Annotated in this window: 17 protein-coding genes and 1 pseudogene; 10 read left to right on the top strand and 8 right to left on the bottom strand. The window is 55.5% G+C overall.

Annotated elements, in window-relative coordinates; all coding sequences use genetic code 11:
* The first annotated feature begins 57 nt into the window (after positions 1-57).
* From EHV15_RS27290 to gyrA, 7 genes are all read left to right on the top strand, one after another.
* The gene (locus EHV15_RS27290; protein WP_128634002.1) at positions 58-729 is read left to right on the top strand and encodes a PspA/IM30 family protein; all 672 of its coding nucleotides are present in this window, start codon (positions 58-60) and stop codon (positions 727-729) included.
* Between the two features lie 35 nt (positions 730-764).
* Positions 765-1,271, top strand: coding sequence for a DUF4178 domain-containing protein (locus EHV15_RS27285; RefSeq protein WP_128634001.1), 507 nt, complete (start codon positions 765-767; stop codon positions 1,269-1,271).
* Between the two features lie 191 nt (positions 1,272-1,462).
* Positions 1,463-2,269 (top strand): GDSL-type esterase/lipase family protein, encoded by an 807-nt coding sequence (locus EHV15_RS27280; protein ID WP_128634000.1) that lies wholly within the window; start codon positions 1,463-1,465, stop codon positions 2,267-2,269.
* A gap of 35 nt (positions 2,270-2,304) precedes the next feature.
* Positions 2,305-3,288 (top strand): ABC transporter ATP-binding protein, encoded by a 984-nt coding sequence (locus EHV15_RS27275; RefSeq protein WP_128633999.1) that lies wholly within the window; start codon positions 2,305-2,307, stop codon positions 3,286-3,288.
* Positions 3,281-4,270, top strand: coding sequence for an ABC transporter permease (locus EHV15_RS27270; protein ID WP_128633998.1), 990 nt, complete (start codon positions 3,281-3,283; stop codon positions 4,268-4,270). Before EHV15_RS27275 ends, EHV15_RS27270 begins: the two co-directional genes overlap by 8 nt.
* 267 nt (positions 4,271-4,537) lie before the next feature.
* Positions 4,538-6,523, top strand: coding sequence for a DNA topoisomerase IV subunit B (gene parE / locus EHV15_RS27265; RefSeq protein WP_128633997.1), 1,986 nt, complete (start codon positions 4,538-4,540; stop codon positions 6,521-6,523).
* Between the two features lie 13 nt (positions 6,524-6,536).
* On the top strand, positions 6,537-8,975 hold the full coding sequence (gene gyrA / locus EHV15_RS27260; RefSeq protein WP_128633996.1) for a DNA gyrase subunit A: 2,439 nt from the start codon (positions 6,537-6,539) through the stop codon (positions 8,973-8,975).
* Positions 8,976-9,228: 253 nt separating this feature from the next.
* Here gyrA and EHV15_RS27255 read toward each other — a convergent pair whose 3' ends face one another.
* Positions 9,229-10,134 carry a LysR substrate-binding domain-containing protein gene (locus EHV15_RS27255; RefSeq protein WP_128633995.1) on the bottom strand — a complete coding sequence of 302 codons (906 nt, stop codon included), beginning with the start codon at positions 10,132-10,134 and terminating at the stop codon, positions 9,229-9,231.
* Positions 10,135-10,270: 136 nt separating this feature from the next.
* Between EHV15_RS27255 and EHV15_RS27250 the strand changes: the two genes are divergently transcribed.
* A complete protein-coding gene (locus EHV15_RS27250) occupies positions 10,271-11,338 on the top strand; it encodes a branched-chain amino acid aminotransferase (protein WP_128633994.1) in 1,068 nt (355 codons plus the stop codon).
* 163 nt (positions 11,339-11,501) lie between these two features.
* Positions 11,502-11,912 carry a MarR family winged helix-turn-helix transcriptional regulator gene (locus EHV15_RS27245; protein WP_128633993.1) on the top strand — a complete coding sequence of 137 codons (411 nt, stop codon included), beginning with the start codon at positions 11,502-11,504 and terminating at the stop codon, positions 11,910-11,912.
* A 114-nt stretch (positions 11,913-12,026) separates the two neighbouring features.
* Here the strand turns inward: EHV15_RS27245 and EHV15_RS27240 are convergent, their stop codons facing one another.
* Entirely contained in the window at positions 12,027-12,791 is a 765-nt protein-coding gene (locus EHV15_RS27240; protein ID WP_128635563.1) for an RluA family pseudouridine synthase, read from the bottom strand.
* Between the two features lie 6 nt (positions 12,792-12,797).
* Positions 12,798-13,661, bottom strand: coding sequence for a class I SAM-dependent methyltransferase (locus tag EHV15_RS27235; RefSeq protein ID WP_128633992.1), 864 nt, complete (start codon positions 13,659-13,661; stop codon positions 12,798-12,800).
* 210 nt (positions 13,662-13,871) lie between these two features.
* Between EHV15_RS27235 and EHV15_RS27230 the strand changes: the two are divergent.
* Positions 13,872-14,330, top strand: a pseudogene (locus EHV15_RS27230) (hypothetical protein); the annotation flags it as partial.
* Positions 14,331-14,671: 341 nt separating this feature from the next.
* Here EHV15_RS27230 and EHV15_RS27225 read toward each other — a convergent pair.
* The 5 genes from EHV15_RS27225 to EHV15_RS27205 form a co-directional block, all read right to left on the bottom strand.
* Positions 14,672-15,529 carry a GNAT family N-acetyltransferase gene (locus tag EHV15_RS27225; RefSeq protein ID WP_178075978.1) on the bottom strand — a complete coding sequence of 286 codons (858 nt, stop codon included), beginning with the start codon at positions 15,527-15,529 and terminating at the stop codon, positions 14,672-14,674.
* 92 nt (positions 15,530-15,621) lie between these two features.
* Positions 15,622-16,728, bottom strand: coding sequence for a GerAB/ArcD/ProY family transporter (locus tag EHV15_RS27220; protein ID WP_128633989.1), 1,107 nt, complete (start codon positions 16,726-16,728; stop codon positions 15,622-15,624).
* 21 nt (positions 16,729-16,749) lie between these two features.
* The gene (locus EHV15_RS27215) at positions 16,750-16,968 is read right to left on the bottom strand and encodes a hypothetical protein (protein WP_128633988.1); all 219 of its coding nucleotides are present in this window, start codon (positions 16,966-16,968) and stop codon (positions 16,750-16,752) included.
* Between the two features lie 12 nt (positions 16,969-16,980).
* Positions 16,981-18,165 (bottom strand): Ger(x)C family spore germination protein, encoded by a 1,185-nt coding sequence (locus tag EHV15_RS27210; protein WP_128633987.1) that lies wholly within the window; start codon positions 18,163-18,165, stop codon positions 16,981-16,983.
* A gap of 5 nt (positions 18,166-18,170) precedes the next feature.
* Positions 18,171-19,766, bottom strand: a complete 1,596-nt coding sequence (locus EHV15_RS27205) for a spore germination protein (protein WP_128633986.1) — start codon at positions 19,764-19,766, stop codon at positions 18,171-18,173.
* Positions 19,767-19,805 lie beyond the last annotated feature (39 nt).

The following is a 19,805-nucleotide window of genomic DNA, read 5'->3' as shown; positions in this document are numbered from 1 at the left end:
GAAGCTGCAGCGTAAACATAAACATAATCTGAATTTTTTATCGGGAGGAAAAAAACAATGTCCATTTTTAAAAGATTGCGCGACTTGACGATGTCCAATATTAACGCCCTGATCGACAAAGCGGAGGACCCGATCAAATTGACGGACCAATATATCCGGGACATGCAGGAGGACCTGGAGGACGCGGAAAAAGCGGTGGCCGCGCAAATCGCCATTGAAAAGAGATTCAAAGGCTTGTATGAAGAGCAGCAGGCGCTCGCCGAAAAACGCACCCAGCAGGCTCATACGGCGGCCCAGGCGCAAAACGTCGATTTGGCCCGCCGTGCCCTGGAGGAGAAAAAAGCGGCCGAAGCGAAGGCTGCGGAATACAAAGCCAGCTATGAGCAAAACAAAGCGGCGGCCGATAACCTCCGCGCCATGCTGGACGAAATGCGCAAGCAGCTGACGGAAATGAAAAACAAACGCGAAACGCTTGTAGCGCGTTACAACGCGGCCAAAGCCCAGAACGAAATCAACAAGGCGATCGGCGGCTTCAATTCGGACACTGCGGCGAGCGGCCTGAAGCGGATGGAAGAAAAAATGCTGCAGATGGAAGCGCAGGCGGAAGCCAGCAACGAACTGGCCTCGAAAGACAAGTCCCTGGACGAGGAATTCGCCAGCCTGAACAAGGATAGCGAGGTTGAAGCCGAATTGGCCGCTTTGATGAAGCAATACGAAGAGAAGAAATAACGACGACGAACCCAAGAAGTGAGGCTTGACCGAAGATGAGCGTTTGGAAGAGAATCGGAAATCTGTTCGCCAAGCCGGAGCCTCCGCTTATGGAGAAAAGCATGCTGTCGCTGGCTCCGGGAGACATTTGCGAGGTTTCGCTCGTTTCGTATGAAGTGACCGGACGGGTAAACAACCGCAGCCGCAACGCCGTTGTTTTGACGCTGCAGGACGGCAGCCGGATCAGCTACCTGCTCATCGAGGAGCGCGAGACGCTGCAATACCAGCTCTATCAGCCGATTGACGGACGTCTCGACGATCCGTCCGAAGTCCCTGGGCAAATGGAGCTGGACGGCACCCTGTATCATCTGGAGGAGGAGTACGGCGGATACGTTGCGGTCGACGGCAGAACCCCTTTTATGCAGGGTGGAGACCAGCATGTCTGGCAGTACCAGTCCGATGACGGGAAGCTGCTGCGCATCGAATGGCAAAACGGGCGGTTTATGCTGTATGAAGGAACCAAAGTGATTCCGGCCGATGTGAAAGTCATTCGAGCCAGCTAGAAGAAGGCGGGATTCAGGCAGTGCGCGATGCACTGCTTTTTCTTTTGAAGCGGAGCCTTCCGCCGGCGAACCTGGCCCGGCCGGTTGCTGCCGCGGGAATTTGCATCTTCCAACAAGAAGTTTTATGTTATTTACATAAGTTGGATAGGTTAAAATAACGGAATATGACGAAAACGGGAGGAAGGATATCGATGGGATCGAGTTCTCGGATTTGGCGGGTCGCCGGACTTTTTTCCGCCATATCGACGTTGCTGCTGCTGTCCGGTTTCCTTTTTGCCGTATTGGATATCGCCCAGCCGGCGTTTTTGAACGGCCCCGAAAGCGCTGTGCCGCCTAAAACGGAGCAGCCCGCCGTAGCCGGAAGCTGGGATGTGACGGCGATCGGGGATTCGCTGGCGAAGGGCACCGGTGACGATACCGGGAACGGATTTGCCCGCAGAACGGTGGAATTGCTCAAGGAGCAAGGGACTTCCTCCATGTTGATCAACAATCTCGGGATCAATGGGATGTCGACGGAGGAACTGCTTGTGTCGCTGGATGATCAGGGCGTAAGGTACGCGCTGGGACAGTCGGGGATCATCCTGCTGTCCATAGGCGGCAATGATCTGTTTAGAGGGGCGGAGCAACTGACCTCGGGGGAACAACTGCCCACACCGGCGGAACTGAATGCCTCAATCACGAAAGCGTCGGATTTCTTCCGGCAGGCGGTAGAGAAGCTGCATGAAATCAACCCGCAGGCCGCGTTGGTTTATGTCAGCTTGTACAACCCGTTTTCCGATCTGGAGGAGATGCGCGAGCTCGGAGATGACGCGGTCATGCGTTGGAATGAGATGGCTCTAAAAGCGTTGGCCCCCTATAACGGAACTCTGGTGGTGCCGACCTATGATTTATTTACGCATAACGCGGCGCGGTATTTGTCGAGCGACCATTTTCATCCGAACGGGGACGGGTATCAAGCGATCGCCGAACGGATCGTGCAGAGCATGGGACAAAAATAAAGCATAACGGGACATCAACAAAGGGGGCTACTGCGATGGCACTGCATCAGGAAGCGGTATTGGATGAGCGGCAAGTGGTCCTGTCGGTAAGGGGACTTAAGAAAAAAATCCGCCGCAAATGGATTGTTCATGAGGTAACGTTCGACGTTCAAGAGGGGGAGATTTTTGGCTTTCTCGGTCCCAACGGCGCCGGCAAAACGACGACGATCCGTATGCTGGTAGACCTGATTCGCCCGACCGAAGGCAAGGTTTCCATCTGCGGATACGACGTGCAGCGGGAGCCTGAGCTTGCGCTGCGATGTGTCGGCTCCATTGTGGAGAATCCGGAGGTTTATTCCTATTTGACAGGCCGGGAAAATCTGGAGCAATTTGCCCGGATGATGCCGGGCATTGACGCAGGGCGGATTGACGAGGTGGTTCACATCGTCGGCCTGAACGGGCGGATTGACGACAAGGTGAAGACCTATTCGCTGGGGATGCGGCAGCGCCTGGGGATTGCCCAGGCTTTGCTGGGGCGGCCGAAGCTGCTTATTTTGGATGAACCGACCAATGGGCTGGACCCCAAAGGCATCAAAGAAATGCGCGATTTTATCCGGCGGTTGGCGGCGGAGGGACTGGCCGTGTTCGTGTCCAGCCACTTGCTGAGCGAAATTCAGCTGCTGTGCGACCGGGTGGCGATTATTAGCCGGGGCCGCGTGCTGACGGTCGGCAAGGTCGAAGAATTGATCCAGGTAAGCACCAACTATGTCGTCTGGGAGCTTGAACCGCGCGAGCGGGGAGCGGAGCTGCTGCGCGCAGCAGGGGCCGATATTTTCGAGGAAGCCGAGGACGTGCTCGACGACGCTATCATCGCGGGGATCGGGAAGTCGGCCCTGGTCACCCGGATGCAGCCGGAGCAGGTTGACGAACTGGTGTCAAGCTTGGTGAAGGACGGGGTTCGGGTCCGCGCCGTGCAGAAGGTCAATCCGACGCTGGAGCAGCTGTTTTTGCAAATGACGGAAGGTGAGAGCTTTGAATAACATTCTTCCTTTGGTGAAAAATGAAACGATCAAGATGATCCGTAAAAAGCGTTTTTATGTCATCTTGCTCGTTTTGATCGTCTTGGTGCCGATGTTTGCTTACGCGCAGCTGCGCGAGTCCGTGGAGAAACGGGAGAAATACGGCAGCGATTGGCGCCGGGAAGTGCAGCAGGCGATTACGGACAACCAAAACTCCCTGGGCAGCGACCGGGTGCCGGAGGAGTGGAAAAAATACCGGCAAATCTATATACAGCAGATGAAATATTATTTGGAGCATGATGTGAATCCGCAGGAACCCGGCGGGGTGACGTTTACCCGGGAATTTCTGGACAATGCCGCTACCCTGTTCATTCCGCTGCTGATTATGGGCGTCGGGTCGGATATCGTGTCCTCGGAGCGAACGAGCGGGACGATTAAAATGCTGCTCACCCGGCCGATCCGCCGCTGGAAGATCCTGCTCAGCAAGCTGATTACCTTGCTGATGTTCGTGTCGCTGATCATCGTTGCGACCTGCATCATCTGCTATCTGATCTCCGGCTTGTTTTTCGGATACACCGGGCTTACCATGCCCGTATTTACCGGGTTCCAGCTTCACGGCGCGGAGGTGGACATCTCGGGAGTACACGCGGTGCCGCAGTGGCAATATATCCTCATGCAAACCGGATTAATCTGGTTCGTCAGCATCGTGGTCGCGTGTCTCGCGTTTATGGTGTCGGTGCTGGTCCGCAGCACCTCGGCGAGCATCGTCATCATGATGGCGGCGCTGATCGCCGGGAATATTTTATCCAACATGGCTTCCGCCTGGACGAGCGCCAAATATCTGTTTATGGTCAACCTCGGCTTAACGAATTATTTATCGGGGACGCCGGCGCCGATTGAAGGGATGACGCTGGGATTTTCACTGATTGTACTCGCCGTATGGGGGGCCGCATCGCTCATCGTTTCATTCCTCGTCTTTACGAAACAGGATATATTGAATTAAAATGGACAAGGATCACAAAACATCTGTTTGCATTTAATGCATTTAGAGGTAGTTCAAAAAGTCATCTTTTGATCACGAAGAATTGCATGAAGCTTAATCGGCATCGAATCTTGAATTCAGCCGGGCCTTCCGGTGCTCAAGTACCCAAAACGTACGCTCCGCTCCTCAGGCCCTAGCTTCATCCAACCTTCTCGGTGCTGAAAACCTGACTTTTTGAACACTATTTAACTAAAAAGAAGATTACATAAAGTTAAAGGGGGAGCATGAATGGCCGAACAAATCGATTTGTTCGAGGACGTTGCCGGACCGGATTCCGCCAAGGCGTCTTCGGGATACGACGCGGACGACATTCAAGTGCTCGAAGGGCTTGTCGCGGTACGCAAACGGCCAGGTATGTACATTGGCAGTACGAGCTCGTCGGGTCTTCATCATTTGGTATGGGAGATAGTGGATAATGCCGTCGACGAGCATCTGGCCAAGTTTTGCTCCAAAATCGACATTACGCTGCATAGGGACGGCTCGGTGACCGTGGTGGACAACGGGCGCGGCATCCCGACCGGGATGCACAAAACCGGCATTCCTACGCCGCAGGTCGTTTATACGATACTGCATGCCGGCGGCAAATTCGGCGGGGCGGGCTACAAGAAGTCCGGCGGTTTGCACGGGGTTGGCGCATCGGTGACCAACGCGTTGTCCGAGTGGCTTGAAGTTCATATTTACCGGGAGGGCAAAATCCACCGGATGCGGTTTGAATATTGGGTCGACGATAAGGGAATTGAACATGTCGGCGAACCGGTTACCGGACTTGAGGTCATCGGCAATACAAACAAAACCGGGACAAAGGTGACGTTCAAGCCGGATATTCGCGTGTTCACCGGCGGGATCGGCCTCAATTACGATACGCTCGCGGAACGTTTGCAGGAGATCGCTTTTCTGAACTCGGGTCTGAAGGTAACTTTAAAAGATGAGCGGTCCGACCGTTTCGACGAGTTTTTTTATGAAGGCGGAGCGAGCCAGTTCGTCGAGTTTCTGAACGATGGCAAAGACGTGCTGCACGAGGTCGTGCATTTCTACGCCGAGCGGGACGACATCGAGGTGGAGGTCGCCCTCCAATACAATTCGGGCTACACCGAAACGTTGGCCTCTTTCGTGAACTCGATTCCGACGAGAGGCGGGGGGACGCACGAAACGGGCTTCAAAACGGCGTATACCCGCGTCATGAACGAGTATGCGCGGAAAAACGGCCTGCTCAAAGAGAAGGAGAAAAACCTCGAAGGCAACGATTTGCGCGAAGGCATGATGGCCGTCATCAGCGTGAAGATGTCCGAGGTCGAGTTCGTCGGACAGACGAAGGACCAGCTCGGCAGCGCTTCGGCGCGCAGCGCGGTCGACGCGGTGGTCAGCGAGAAGATGGCGCTGTTCCTGGAGGAGAATCCGCAGGTCGCCCAGACGCTGATCAAAAAAGCGGTTCAGGCCTCGAAGGCGCGGGAAGCGGCGCGGAAGGCGCGCGACGAAATGCGCTCGGGCAAGAAAAGGAGCGAGAGCTCAAACCTCGGCGGCAAACTGACGCCGGCGCAGTCGAAGGATTTTACGCGCACCGAGCTGTTTATCGTCGAAGGCGACTCCGCCGGCGGATCGGCGAAGCAAGGCCGCGATTCCAAGATTCAGGCGATTTTGCCGCTCAAAGGCAAACCGATGAATCCGGAAAAAGCGAAGCTGGCGGACATCTTGAAAAACGACGAATACCGGGCGATCATAAGTGCGATCGGCGCGGGGATCGGGACGGAATTTGCCGTGGAAGACAGCAATTATTCCAAGATCATCATCATGACCGACGCCGATACGGACGGAGCGCATATCCAGGTGCTGCTGTTGACGTTCTTTTACCGGTACATGAAGCCGCTAATCGATGCGGGCCGGGTGTATATCGCCCAGCCGCCGCTGTACAAAATCACCCGCCGTTCCGGCAAGCTGGAGACGGTGCGGTATGCCTGGAGCGACGAACAACTGCAAAATTACTTGAAAGAGTTCGGCAAAAATTTCGAACTGCAGCGCTACAAAGGCCTTGGGGAAATGAATCCCGAGCAGCTGTGGGAAACGACGATGAATCCGGAAACGCGGACCATGCTGCAGGTGCAGATTGAGGACGCCGCCAAAGCGGAACGACGCGTGTCTACGCTGATGGGGGATAAGGTTGATCCGCGCAAGCGCTGGATCGTGGAAAACGTGGATTTCACGGAGTTTGAGGAATAGAAGGTGAATTGATGTGAGCATGCTGGAAAATTTTTTGCCGGCGTTTCTGGAAGAGGTTGTGGGCGACCGCTTTGGCCGGTATTCCAAATACATTATTCAGGACCGCGCGATCCCCGATGTGCGCGACGGACTGAAGCCGGTGCAGCGGCGGATTTTGTACGCGATGTACGATGCCGGCAATACCCCGGATAAGCCGTACCGCAAATCGGCCAAAACGGTCGGGGACGTCATGGGGAACTACCACCCGCACGGCGACTCGCCGATTTACGAAGGCATGGTGCGGATGGCGCAGCCTTGGAAAATGGGGCATGTGCTGGTGGACGGCCACGGCAACTGGGGTTCGCAGGACGATGACCCGGCGGCGGCGATGCGGTATACGGAGGCGAGATTGTCTCCGATCGCCATGGAACTGATGCGCGATATCGAGAAGCGGACGGTCCAGTTCAAGGATAACTTCGACAACACGGCGAAGGAGCCGGTCGTGCTGCCCGCGCGTTTTCCCAACCTGCTCGTTAACGGTGTGAGCGGCATCTCGGCCGGGTTTGCGACGGAAATTCCGCCGCATAACCTGCGCGAGGTGATCGACGCCTGCATCGCCCTGATGGAGAAGCCGGGGCTGACGCTGGAGGAGATCCGCCTGTTCATCAAAGGCCCGGATTTCCCGACCGGCGGTATCATTATGGGCGAAGAGGGCATCCGCGAGGCTTACGAGACCGGAAAAGGCCGGATTTACCTGCGCTCGAAAACGGAGATCGAAACGCTGCGCGGCGGGAAGCAGCAGATCATCGTTACGGAAATTCCTTACCAGGTCGTGAAATCCCGGCTCGTGTCGGCGATGGAGAACATCCGGCTGGAGAAGAAGGTGGACGGGATCGCCGAGGTCCGCGACGAAAGCGGCCGGAACGGACTGCGCATCGTCGTGGAGCTGAAGAAGGACGCGGATGCGCAGGGGATTCTCGCCTATTTGCTGAAGAAAACCGATCTGCAGGTTACGTACAATTTCAACATGGTGGCGATCGTCAACCGGGCGCCGCGCCAGCTTGGCCTCAAGGCGATGCTGGATGCCTATATCGCCCACCAGCGCGAGGTCGTAACCTACCGCACGCAATACGAACTGGAGAAGCTGGAGGACCGCGCCCATGTGCTCGAAGGGCTCGTCAAAGCGCTGAACATTTTGGACGAGGTGATCGAGGCGATCAAAGCCTCCAAAAACCGCCAGGACGCGCAGAACAATTTGCAGTGGATGTTTGGCTTTACGGAGCGGCAGGCGGACGCGATTTTGACCTTGCAGCTGTACCGTTTGACCAATCTGGAAATTACGTCGCTGCAGAAAGAGCTGGATGAGATCCAGAAGAAAATCACGGTGCTGCGCGGCATTCTGGAGAGCGACAAGAAGCTGATCGCGCTGATCAGAAAAGAGCTGCTGGAAATCCGCGAGAAGTACGGGATCGACCGGCGTTCGGTGATCCAGGACGAAGTGGAAGAGCTGAAGGTCAACCTGGAGGTGCTGGTGGCCCAGGAGGACGTGCTCGTTACGCTTTCGCACGAAGGATATATCAAGCGGACCAGCATGCTTTCCTTTACGCGCTCCGGCGGCGAGCGGGAGGGCTCCGGGGTGAAGGAAGGCGACTACATCAAACATCTGTTTGAAGTCGATACGCTGCAGAATTTGTTGATCTTCACGCAGCGGGGCCAATATTTCCTGCTTCCGGTCCATCAAATTCCGGAGTTCAAATGGAAGGACAACGGGACGGCGCTCGTCAACGTCATTCCGCTGGCCAAGGAAGACCGGATCGTCAGCGTCGTGCCGCTGCGCAGCTTTGATGAAGAGCCGGAGCTCACCCTCGTGTTCGTGACGAAGCGGGGCCAGGTGAAGCGCACCGAGCTGAAGGATTACGAAACGAAACGGACCGGCGCGGTGGCAGCCTGCAAGCTGGGCGACGGCGATGAGGTGCTGAGCGTGACGGTAAGCCGGGGGCGGCAGGAAATTTTGCTGCTGACGAAGCAGGGGATGGCGATCCGCTTTGCCGAAAGCGAAGTCAATGCGATGGGCCGCGTCGCTGCGGGAGTGCGCGGCATCAACCTGAAGGAGGACGACGAGGTCGTCGCCGCCCTTTGGGTCGAAGGCGAGGAAGGCGAGATTCTGGCCGTTTCCGACCTCGGCTACGGCAAGCGCAGCCTGCTGCTCGATTACCCGCTCCAGAGCCGGGGCGGCAAGGGCTTGCAGACGTTCGAATTCAAGGAAGGCAAGCGGGTCAAACCGAACGGAAGCCGGCTGGTCGGCGGCGTTCACTGCAAAGAGCCGGTGCCGCTGCTGGCGGTGACGAAGGAAGGCCGGATGCACAGCTTTAGCTCGGAAGCTGCGCCGCTTGCCGAACGGAAATCGGTCGGCAAAGCGCTGGCGCACGTGGACAAAAACGACGAGATCGTCGATCTTTTCGTCAAGGAATAACGCAGCAAACCAGTTGGAGTAACGGTTAAAAAAGCTTCGCGTACGAATGTTCTCTCTGTACAACGTGCGCGGAGCTTTTTTGCCGTGTGATTGGGGATAACCGGTTAGGTGGGAGGGGGGATCGTTAGAGATAAACCGCAAGCGGTTGCTTGATTGGATATTTCCAATAGATTAGCCTCGGCAGGGCGTAAAACGGGCGATTTGAAGAAATCTATTGGATTTTTCCAATTAAGGAGGTGTGAAGCATTTCGGCTCACCCGGTCAAATGGCGAATAAAAGCTTCCAGGGTGGCGTCCATAAACATGTTTTTACGGTAGACCAAGCCGACTTGTTTGCGCGGAGCGGGCTCGGCAAGCGGAATGATGGAGAAATCGCCAAACCCATCGCCAAAACCGTCGCCCAATCTGCCCATTACCGTTCCGTCCAGCGTCCAGGCGTACGAAGCCGGCAGGATCGTTCCGCCGACATGGCTGCGAACCATCCGCACCTGGGACTCCATCGTCGACAGCTCCATGACCGGCTTCAGCGCGATGCCGTGTTCGGTGCAGGCCGCGTCGAACAGCTGGCGGACGAAAAACTTCGGCGGGAACAGCACCAGCGGCAGCTGGACAAGCTGCTCCAAGGTCACCTCCGGCAGCCCGGCAAACGGATGCCGGCTGGCGACGACCAGCACCAATTCCTCGTCGAACAGCGGCCGGCTGACGATTTGCTCGTCCTGCAGCGGCAGGAAGACGACGCCGAGATCAAGCTGATTGCCCAGCAGACCGGCGTGGGTTTCCTCAGTCGCCAGCTCGATCACGTCCAGCTCGATGCCGGGGTACTGCCGGTGAAACGATATCAGCTTGCTCTCCAGCAGATGGTTGCCGGAGCAGCCGATCCTCAAGCGGCCGCGCCTCATGCCGCTAAGCTGGCCGATTTCCAGCTTGGCTTGCTCCAGCTCGTAAATGACGCGGCGGGCATGCTCCATTAGAACTTGTCCGGCTTGGGTCAAGTAATTTTTTTTGCCGGAGCGTTGAAACAAAGGGGTCCCCAGCTCCTGCTCAAGAAGCCGGATTTGATGACTGAGCGTGGGCTGGCTAATGCCAAGCCGATCCGCGGCTTTGGTGAAATGCAGTTCTTCCCCCAAGACGATGAAGTATTCCAACAAGCGATGCTCCACGATACAACCTCCGACTTTCCTATGCCTTTAATAGATAATTTCTATGATTATAATCGATATTATGTCATTGATCAATGAAAGGGATACCGTTATAGTAAATGCAATAGAAAATAGAGAAGAAAAGAGGATGCGGAACATGGATCAGTTGAAAATCACGCTCAGCTCGAACAAAAAAGCGAAGCCGGCTGCGGATCAGCTTGGTTTTGGCAAATATTTTACCGATCATATGCTGCTCATGGATTATTCGGAAGAAAAGGGCTGGCATGACCCGCGAATCGTGCCTTACGGCCCGCTCATGCTGGACCCGTCGGCGATGGTGTTTCATTACGGACAGGAAGTGTTCGAGGGCATGAAGGCGTACCGTACGCCGGAAGGGAATGTCGTTTTGTTCCGGCCCGAGATGAATTTCCGACGGATGAACACATCGTGCATTCGTATGGGCATGCCCGAGGTTGATGCCGGCCCGGTCCTGGAGGCTATTCGCAAGCTGATTGAGCTGGATGAGGCTTGGGTTCCCGAAGGCGAAGGGAATTCGCTCTACATCCGCCCCTTTATGATCGCGACGGAAGCGGGCCTTGGGGTCAGGGCAGCCCGGGAATATCAGTTCATCGTGATTTTAACGCCGGTCGGGGCCTATTATTCGGAAGGGATCCATCCGGTACGGATTCATGTGGAGGATCAATACGTGCGGGCCGTGCGCGGAGGCACCGGCGAGGCGAAAACGTCGGGGAATTACGCATCCGGTCTCAAAGCCCAGGAGGACGCCAAGCAATTCGGATTTTCGCAGGTGCTCTGGCTGGATGGGGTAGAGAAAAAATACATCGAAGAAGTCGGCAGCATGAACGTGTTTTTTAAAGTGAACGGAAAGGTGATTACCCCGGAATTGAGCGGAAGCATCTTGGCGGGGATTACCCGGGATTCGGTGCTGCATTTGCTGCGGGAATGGGGGATTCCGGTGGAGGAGCGGCGCATCAGCGTTGGCGAGCTGTTTGAAGCAAGCCAGCGGGGCGAGCTGGAAGAAGCGTTTGGCACAGGGACGGCGGCGGTCATCTCTCCGATCGGCTGGATGCGATGGGAAGACCGTGAAATTGAAATTTCCGGGGGCAAGACAGGAGCGCTTTCCGAGAAATTATACAACGAGCTCACCGGAATTCAGCGCGGGGTGCTCCCTGATCCTTACGGCTGGAGACATGTCGTCAAATAAACGAATCAAGAGAGGAACCAAGCCAAAACGGTCATCCGCCCGGCAAACCGCCGGCCGCGGATGGCCGTTTTTGGCGCTGGCGTAAAGATCGGGTGCGGACAAGCAGGAATTTCCACTTTTGAAGGCGAATTGATTAATGACGTGTAAGCAGGGAGGGATAGGATTGCATACCGCTGAATTTGCCAGATTGCTGGATCTCATCGTGAAGGATTATCAGGACCATATGGAGGAGAAACTGGCTCCGACGCTGACGATGTCGCAATTGAACGTGCTGGAGCTCCTTACGCAGCAGGGCAATCTGAAGCCATCCGACTTGATTCCGCATTTATCGACGACGCCGGCGGCGGTGACGATGCTGCTGGACCGGATGGAACGGGGCGAATTGATCCGGCGCGACCGCGATGACCAGGACCGGCGCAACGTATGGATATCGATCACGGAAAAAGGACAGCAGGAGGTAGAGCGCGGCGTATCCGTCAGGAACGAATATTTAAGCGGCGTGCTTGACCGAATTTCGACCCACAATCAGCAACTGCTTGTTTATTTATTGGGGAAAATTGCCGGAACGAAATAACAGTATATCGGCATAACGGCGGCATATCAGGGCGCGAACCGAGGCGCAAACCAAATAGAGGCGGGATGCTTGGATTACCGGAAATCCAAACATCCCGCCATCTTCGTTTAAAAACTAAAAACCGTTTTCCCCCGCTTGAAGCATCGCCGCTAGATTGGTATATACGCGCTCCTCCCAGAGCTGCCAGGGATACTGGCGGGGAGGCAGCGAGATCAGGTCGACGGGCTGCTTGCCGACCGGATGCGGAAAACCTATGTACAGCGACCATAAAGCGATTTGCTGGCCCGGTTTGTTCAGGGCCGCGCCGTATTTCTGGTCGCCGTACAGCGGGCAGCCGATCCGGCTCATCTGCACGCGGATCTGATGCGGCCTGCCGGTGTGCAGCTCCACCTGCACCAGGCTGAGGCGCTCCTCGGCCGCAACGCCGAGCACTTTATAGTCGAGCCGCGCCTCTTTGCCGCCCGGCGTCCCGGCCGGAACGACGGCCACCGTATTGGTGCGCTCGTCCTTCAGCAGCGTGTCGGTCAGACGCCCCTGGCGCTGCGGCGGAGTGCCGTGCACGACGGCCACGTACGTTTTGCCGAAGCGGCGGCTGCGCACCGCTTCGGCCAGCCGCGAGGCCGCTTTCGACGTCTTGGCGAAGATCATCGCGCCGCCGACGGGGCGGTCCAGCCGGTGCACCAGCCCCAGGTAGACGTTGCCGGGCTTCTGGTAGCGGCGTTTGAGATCCTCCTTCAGCAGGTTCAGGAGATCAGGGTCGCCGCTGGCATCCTCCTGGGTCGGCACGTTCACCGGCTTTTCGATCCCGAGCAGGTGGTTGTCTTCGTACAGGATGGCCATCTCCGGCTGTCCCGTCGTCCGTTTTGCTCCGCCATCCATCATCGTTTACTCCTCCCAGCGGCCGAGAATGCCGCAGGGCAGATGCAGCCCGGATACGGTGATCGGCAGGCCCAGCTCCCCGGCGGAAATCCGCCCGCCGAACCGGCGCTTCACGGTCATTGATAACATGTTGTGCAGTACGGTTGGCGATATCCCGGTTGTATAAGAGTTGATCAGGAAAAACAGCGGCGTGTCCGATAAAATCGACAGGCACGATTCCACAAACGGGTACAGGCTTTGCTCCAGCTTCCACATCTCGCCGCCAGGGCCCCGTCCGTAGGACGGCGGGTCCATGATGATCGCGTCATAGCGGTTGCCGCGCCGCTGCTCCCGCTGCACGAACTTGAACACGTCGTCCGTAATGAAGCGGACCGGCCGGTCGCCAAGGCCGGAGAGGGCCAGGTTCTCCTTGGCCCACTGCACCATGCCTTTGGCCGCGTCGACGTGCACGACCGACGCGCCGGCGGAAGCGGCCGCGACCGATGCGCCCCCGGTGTAAGCAAACAGGTTGAGCACCGATATCGGCCGGCCCGCTGCGGCGATCTTGTCCATCATCCAGCGCCAGTTGGCCGCTTGTTCCGGGAACAGCCCGGTATGTTTAAAGTTGGTGGGGCGAATATAAAATTTCAGCCGGTCGTAGGAAACGGTCCAGCGGTCGGGAATTTGCTTCTTCATTTCCCATTGGCCGCCGCCCGAGGAACTGCGGTGATAATGGCCGTGCACCTCGCGCCACCGTTTATCCTCGCTCTCGATCGGCCAAATGATTTGCGGATCGGGACGGCGCAAAATCACGTCGCCCCAGCGCTCCAGTTTTTCCCCGTTCCCGGTATCCATCACTTCGTAATCTTTCCAGTCATCTGCTACGTACATAGTTACGATCCTTCCTTCCGCCGCCAGCACCTGCGGCTTTCCCTCCCGGGAAACATGTCCTTAATACGGTTGATCCGGTAGTTATTGTACCTTATTTTTCTATTCCCATGCCAGCATCCATGAAAACTTCTTCATTTTAGCGGATATTTATGATAGTCTTTTTTCCAAGCGCCGAAATGGATAGGTATGTCGCGTATTTCCAACGACCTGGACAATATCGGGGAAGTGGCCCAACACGGTCCGGAGGACCTGTTTATCGCCGGGATGACGCTGGTCGGCTCGTTCCTGCTCATACTGACAATCAACTGGAAGCTGGCGGTGCTCACGTTTCTGGTTGTACCGGTGCTCGTCTGCGCGATCGCCTGGATGTTCCTGAAAAATCCGCCGATCCTGATCCTCGACGAGGCGACGTCGGCGCTCGACACCGAAACCGAGCTGGCGATCCAGCAGTCGCTGGCCGAACTGTCGGCGGGCCGGACGACGCTCGTCATCGCGCACCGGCTGGCAACGATCAAAAATGCCGACCGCATCGTCGTCGTGACGGAGGAGGGTATTTCGGAGCAGGGGCGCCATGACGAGCTGATCGCCGCCGGCTGCTCCGGGCGCAGTTCGGGGAGATCAACGCCACGGCTTCGGCTTCAGCGGACTCGCGCAGCTGAGCCGAAATGAAGCGCGGCCTCGCCAGGGGGCCGCGCTTCATTTTTACGGAGGCCACGGAAATAGCGGTAAAAAGTGGCTTTATTTTCTCTAATATGGGAAGTTTGTTATAATAGAGGACTTTTTTACCGCTATGTTCTGAAAATGCGGATAAAGAGGCGTATTTCCCTGACTGTTGGCAGAAATAGATACTAAAAGTTCCGCTATTTTGCGAGCGCGAAGCAAAAGCTCAACATTAGCGCCACAATTTACCGTTATTTCCGGCAGACAGTGGCAGACAGCGAGAGACAGGCATAGTGCCCCCATCATAAGGCCGCCAGAGCTAATTGCTTTGGCGGCTTTTCCGATTTCCGCTATTTACGTTCGTACTCGTAATAATCCTGAGACCGCCAAACGCGGAAGCCAGCGTTTTCGTAGAGCTTTTTGGCGTTTGGGTTATCCAGGGCGACCTCGAGCCAAACATCGTAACCGGCCGCCTGTTCCCGCTTGATGACGTGGCGCAAGGCTGCGCTGCCGATGCCCTGGCCGCGCAGCTTCGCATCGACGACGAACCCGTAAATCCACGCTTCGCCTTCATGGCGGGAAATGCGGATTTTCCCGGCCGGCTCCCCAGCCAGCAAAATCAGCTCGTTTTGGGCCACTTCCCCAGGGGACAACTCCTCGTAAAAGCGCCGGACCTCTTCCGGCTCCATCTTGAACCCTTCGCTATCGAGCCGCTGTAACACGGCTTTGTCGGCTTCTTCGGCCGGCGCGAGCGAGATGGAGACGTCATCGGCGTCATTGGTGCGGGCGGCGTGTTCCCCGGCAAATCCGGAGGTTTCCAGCTTCATTTGATATTCGCTGAACGCAAAGCGGCAGCTCACGCTGTCCAGGAACCGCTTGCCGGTTTCCGAATCGCCCGGAGCGTTGAGCAAAATTTTCGCGTGGGCTTGCTGTGTCGGCGCATCCAAGGCACGCTCCAGCAAACCGGTAAAGATTCCTTGCCTGCGGTAATCCGGATGCACCATGCCGCAAATTTCCAGGCTGCCGCCAAACGAATATTTTCCGAGAAAAGCCACAAGCTTCCCGTCCTTGAAGTCGGCCAAGTGGACGCCGTCGTCTTCTTTACCGGCAAGCAGGGTGTCCCAGTTCAGCTTTAACGAAATTCCATCCTGCTGTTCGACGGCTTTTTGCAGTGCTGCAACATCCGCCCATGTAAATGTATGAGTCAAATTGAATCTCACTCCCTTCGCAAGTATTTTAGCCGATTTCAGCAACATAGGCACGAAGAATTGCCGAAGCTCCCTTATGCTGGCGTGCCGGGTTACCGGCTTTCCGGTTTGGCTTTCTTGATCGAGCCGCGCGCGATCCCCGCCATCCAATAGACAAACGGGATCAGAAATTCGGCGAAGATCATTAGTGCGGGCCAGTCGTTGGACAGAAAACGAGTTAATTCGGGCGGGGTCCTTGCGATGCACATGGAGAACACGATGATAAAGGCGGTTATAGGCAGCGTAAAGGGCTTATGGTCATTCACGCCGGTCAGTTGAGACAGGCAGGTTACCGCCGTAAAAACAATAAACGAGATTTTAACGAAAATGCTCGTCAGCCAAAGAATGATCAGAATCGGGTCCATCGTATCGATGAACGACCCGCCCCGGATAAAGCGGACCAGCTCCATATCGGGGTACATCAGATTGGCCCCCAGATTCGGCCCGAAGGTAAGCAGGACCGGGATCAGATGCGTAATGATGACCGCCAATGACGTAAGGGTTATAAAAAAATAAGTCCGGTAAACTTTTTTCGGTCTTTTCAAATAAGGAAAAAGCAAAAACAGGAAGGCCAGCTCGCCGAAAATGGAGATGGTCCCGTAGATGCTGTCCCACAAATCCTTCACCGTCAAATGGGTCGCTAGCGCGATGAACATGTCAATCTCCATTTCCTGAAACCCGATCAGCGGGATGGACAGGAAGGCCAAAGCGGTGATGAGGAATATTCCTTCGGCCGCAAGGAAAATTGTGTTTAACCCGCAGCGCACGGCGTAAGCGACACAAATGCCGAAGATGCCCACAACGGCCAAACTGGGGGTGTCGATCAAATACTCGGAGAGCAAATAGTCGGCCAGTTCCCTAAGATTGAGCGCGGCGAGAAGGATATGTATCAGCAAGATGTAAAGCATGAAGCAAAAATGCAAAGGCCGGCCGACAAGCTCGCTGCCATATTGCACGAGGAACTCGCCGGGACGCGAAGCCCCGACCTTATAAGCGGGGTATACCAGCACCAGAGCCAGAAAGCCTCCAACCAATGTGGCAACCGGTGCGGAATACTTGCTGCTCGCGATCATGATCCCCATGAAAAAAGCGATAACGGTGGTGAAAATATGTAAATTATAGAGCGAAAAAATTTGGGAAGAGGTTACATTTTTTAGCATGATTTTGGCCTCCTATCGCAATTATCCAAATATCCAATTTTGGATGGATACCCTGACATACTGAATAAACATCGGTACATTCCAACGTTCTTTCAGCAGGTATAACACTTCCGCGCAAGCGAAAAAACAGAGCGATATGAGCAGCACAAGCAGGCGGGGTTTAAGCCTTACTTGCTTTTTGCGCTGCCCAAACCAATCGAACAGGATAATAATCACATACATCGTTCCGATCCAGATCATCGCGCTACCTCGCTATTTATTGGTTTCTTGAACAACCGAGCGGTAAACGCCGCCGCTGCGGTTCAGCAGGATTTTGACTTTAACCTCGATAGGCAGCTCCTCCGCGTAGTAGGTTTTCCACTGCGGCCGAATATTCCTCCATATTTTAGGGTATCTCCAATCGAGATATTGGCTCATCAGGAACGCGTCGGAACGGGCTTTACGCGTTTTTTCCAGCACCTTTTTCAGCCGTTCTTCCACATCTTTTTGTAAAATGGCTTCCACTTGCTGAATGACGGCCGGATCCTTCAAATCGATTTTCGACAAGGAAGTTTGCACGAAAGCTTTCGCGCTGCTTGAAATTTGAAAGGCCACTTCCCCGCCTTTGACGTTTGGCTTGATGCTTGTTTTGATCCCTTCTATGAAACAGCTGATTTCTGCTCCGTCGCTTGGGGAAGCGATGGTGATGGTGGTCGTACTGAGCTGTGAGCTGATCCAGAGCGCGCCTCTTAACTCTTTTACGGAAAGCACCGTTTTCGCCATTTTTCCGCCGCTGAAAATCGCCGCGCCTCCCGTGCCCATCCAGCGGTCTTTTTTTGGATTTTCCACTTCGATCTCGGGCTGCTGCCCGAAAGTCAGCAAAGGAACAAGGATGTCACCGCCCTGGTACAAAGCGAGCTTATAGTCCTTGACCGTCGTATCCAAAGTGAAGTGGTTGGTGATGTATTTTCGCAAAATATCGCCGATGACTCTTTCAAACACCAACGGAATTCTCGTGATCTCCGTTACTTTATTGGGCGTTACGAACAGGTTGGCGCTCAGGCGAAAGGATGGCTGACGGAAAACGAACTCCACCACCTTGTCGAGCCCTTGCTCCGCAAGTCTCCTGCCGATGATGATGGAGCGCGTTTGACCGAAGGAAATATTTCTCGAAAGATCGACCTGAATCAACCGTAAAGCCTGGCTGATATTGTTTGCCCGTTTGGTGACAAAAGTGTACGGACTGCCTTGGGATTGTCCCGAGCCGCCGGCTTGCGCCGGGACCATACGGTTGGGCAACGGAAACCCGATGGACAGTTCGATCTCTCCGTTTTCCGTCAGATCGATGAGAACGGCATTCGCAAAAGCGCGATTGTTCAGCTCTTGGGAAGACCAGCAGCCGCCAACGCCTGTCAAAAGCAGGACCACCAGCGTGGCAGTACATATCGCTCTTCGCATTATTGTCACTCCAGTTCACTTTTTTCCTTCTCCCAGCCGCGGGCATTGTTTTTTTGCCGGGGTTCATGTTCCGCGATTTGAGCGGGCCGTCTGTACATCGCCCACCAGGGTACTCTGAGGAGCGTATCGCTCAGGTCTTCGGTAACCAGCGGTGCGATAGACGACATGTAAGGGACGCCAAAGGACCGCAGGTTCACCAAATGGATGTAGATCAGGATCATTCCGCAAGCGATGCCGTAAAGCCCGAACATCGAGGCTAGGATCATGATGGGGAACCTAAGCAACCGGAGAGCGAGCCCCAGATCAAAGTGCGGAATGATGAACGAAGCGATCCCGGTAAGAGATACGATAATGACCATGGCCGCGGAGGCGATGCCTGCCTGTACGGCAGCGGTGCCGATGATAAGCGCCCCGATGATGGATACGGCTTGCCCGATCGATTTCGGGATCCGGATCGAAGCTTCGCGCAGCGCTTCAAAGGCCAGCTCCATCGCAAATGCCTCGAGCAGCGCCGGAAAAGGAACGATTTCCCGGGAGGCGGCAATGGCAATCAGCAGCTGTGACGGGATCATCTCCGGATGGAACGTCGTGACGGCAATATAAAGCGACGGAAGCAGCAAGGACACCAATACGAAAAAATAGCGGATCCAGCGAATCCAGTTCGCTGACACGTACCGTTGGTAATAGTCCTCGGCGGATTGCAGCAGCATCGGCATCGTGACCGGGGCGAGCAGCACCATGGGCGACCCGTTTACGAGAATCGCGATCCTGCCTTCGAGCAGCGCAGCGCTGACGACGTCGGGCCTCTCCGTGTATTGCAATTGCGGGAAGGGAGAATAAGGGTTGTCTTCTATGCTCTCCTCTACGTAGGAAGAACTGAGCACGCCGTCCATTTTGAGGTAAGACAAGCGCCGCTGCACTTCTTTGATCAGTTCGGGTTTGCATACGCCCTCGACGTAAGCGAGCACAATATCGGTTTGGGTGTACTGTCCTTTAGTGATGGCCTGCGTTTTGAACTTTTTGTGCTTGATCCGTCTGCGCAGCAAGGTCAGATTTTTCTCCAGATCCTCGATAAATGCTTCCCTCGGCCCGCGGATGACCGACTCATTGGGCGTCTCCTCTATGGAACGGGTTGGGTATGACGAGATGGAAAAGGTCAGCATCCGCGCGTCTCCATCGATCAAAAGCAGAGCCCCGGCGTCCAAGACGGCATTTATGCCTTGGTTCAGATCACGGATCACACTGGTTTGGGAAACGGTGAGGCCTTCGTCCTCAAACAGGAATTGATAGATGTTCCTATCCTTCAATTGTGCTGATTCCCGCTGAAGGCTTCTGACAATGTAGTGCTGGGCCGTTTCCTGAGCGATCATTCCGCGGACATAGATGAGCACGCAGCGTTGACCGGAGCTGATCACGAACTCACGGTAGATCATATCCGAGCTGTTTTTCAGCTCCTCCTTAAGCCAGGCGAGCCGGATCGCCAGACTGCTGGTTGAAGCCATCCCGTTTGCCGCCGGCCCGCTTTGGTCTCTTGCCGGATTTCCGGCGGCTTTTCCGTTCCCGGCGTGAATCGTGCGCAGGAATTTTCTCCAAAACGGCATGAACGTTCCTCCTTCCTAAAGCCGGATTTTGCCTATTAA

It is taken from the genome of Paenibacillus oralis, assembly GCF_003863965.1.
Classification (GTDB): Bacteria; Bacillota; Bacilli; order Paenibacillales; family Paenibacillaceae; genus Fontibacillus; species Fontibacillus oralis.
Note: the sequence above shows the minus strand (reverse complement) of the source record. Positions and strands in the feature narration are given on the sequence as shown.

Bases quoted from the DNA above. Each gene is read 5' to 3' on its own strand.
- EHV15_RS27250 (WP_128633994.1), top strand. From the start codon at position 10,271: ATGGATCAGTTGAAAATCACGCTCAGCTCGAACAAAAAAGCGAAGCCG.
- EHV15_RS27290 (WP_128634002.1), top strand. From the start codon at position 58: ATGTCCATTTTTAAAAGATTGCGCGACTTGACGATGTCCAATATTAAC.
- EHV15_RS27235 (WP_128633992.1), bottom strand. From the start codon at position 13,661: ATGTACGTAGCAGATGACTGGAAAGATTACGAAGTGATGGATACCGGG.
- EHV15_RS27220 (WP_128633989.1), bottom strand. From the start codon at position 16,728: ATGCTAAAAAATGTAACCTCTTCCCAAATTTTTTCGCTCTATAATTTA.
- EHV15_RS27285 (WP_128634001.1), top strand. From the start codon at position 765: ATGAGCGTTTGGAAGAGAATCGGAAATCTGTTCGCCAAGCCGGAGCCT.
- EHV15_RS27275 (WP_128633999.1), top strand. From the start codon at position 2,305: ATGGCACTGCATCAGGAAGCGGTATTGGATGAGCGGCAAGTGGTCCTG.
- EHV15_RS27205 (WP_128633986.1), bottom strand. From the start codon at position 19,766: ATGCCGTTTTGGAGAAAATTCCTGCGCACGATTCACGCCGGGAACGGA.
- parE (WP_128633997.1), top strand. From the start codon at position 4,538: ATGGCCGAACAAATCGATTTGTTCGAGGACGTTGCCGGACCGGATTCC.
- EHV15_RS27210 (WP_128633987.1), bottom strand. From the start codon at position 18,165: ATGCGAAGAGCGATATGTACTGCCACGCTGGTGGTCCTGCTTTTGACA.
- EHV15_RS27280 (WP_128634000.1), top strand. From the start codon at position 1,463: ATGGGATCGAGTTCTCGGATTTGGCGGGTCGCCGGACTTTTTTCCGCC.
- EHV15_RS27215 (WP_128633988.1), bottom strand. From the start codon at position 16,968: ATGATCTGGATCGGAACGATGTATGTGATTATTATCCTGTTCGATTGG.
- EHV15_RS27240 (WP_128635563.1), bottom strand. From the start codon at position 12,791: ATGGATGGCGGAGCAAAACGGACGACGGGACAGCCGGAGATGGCCATC.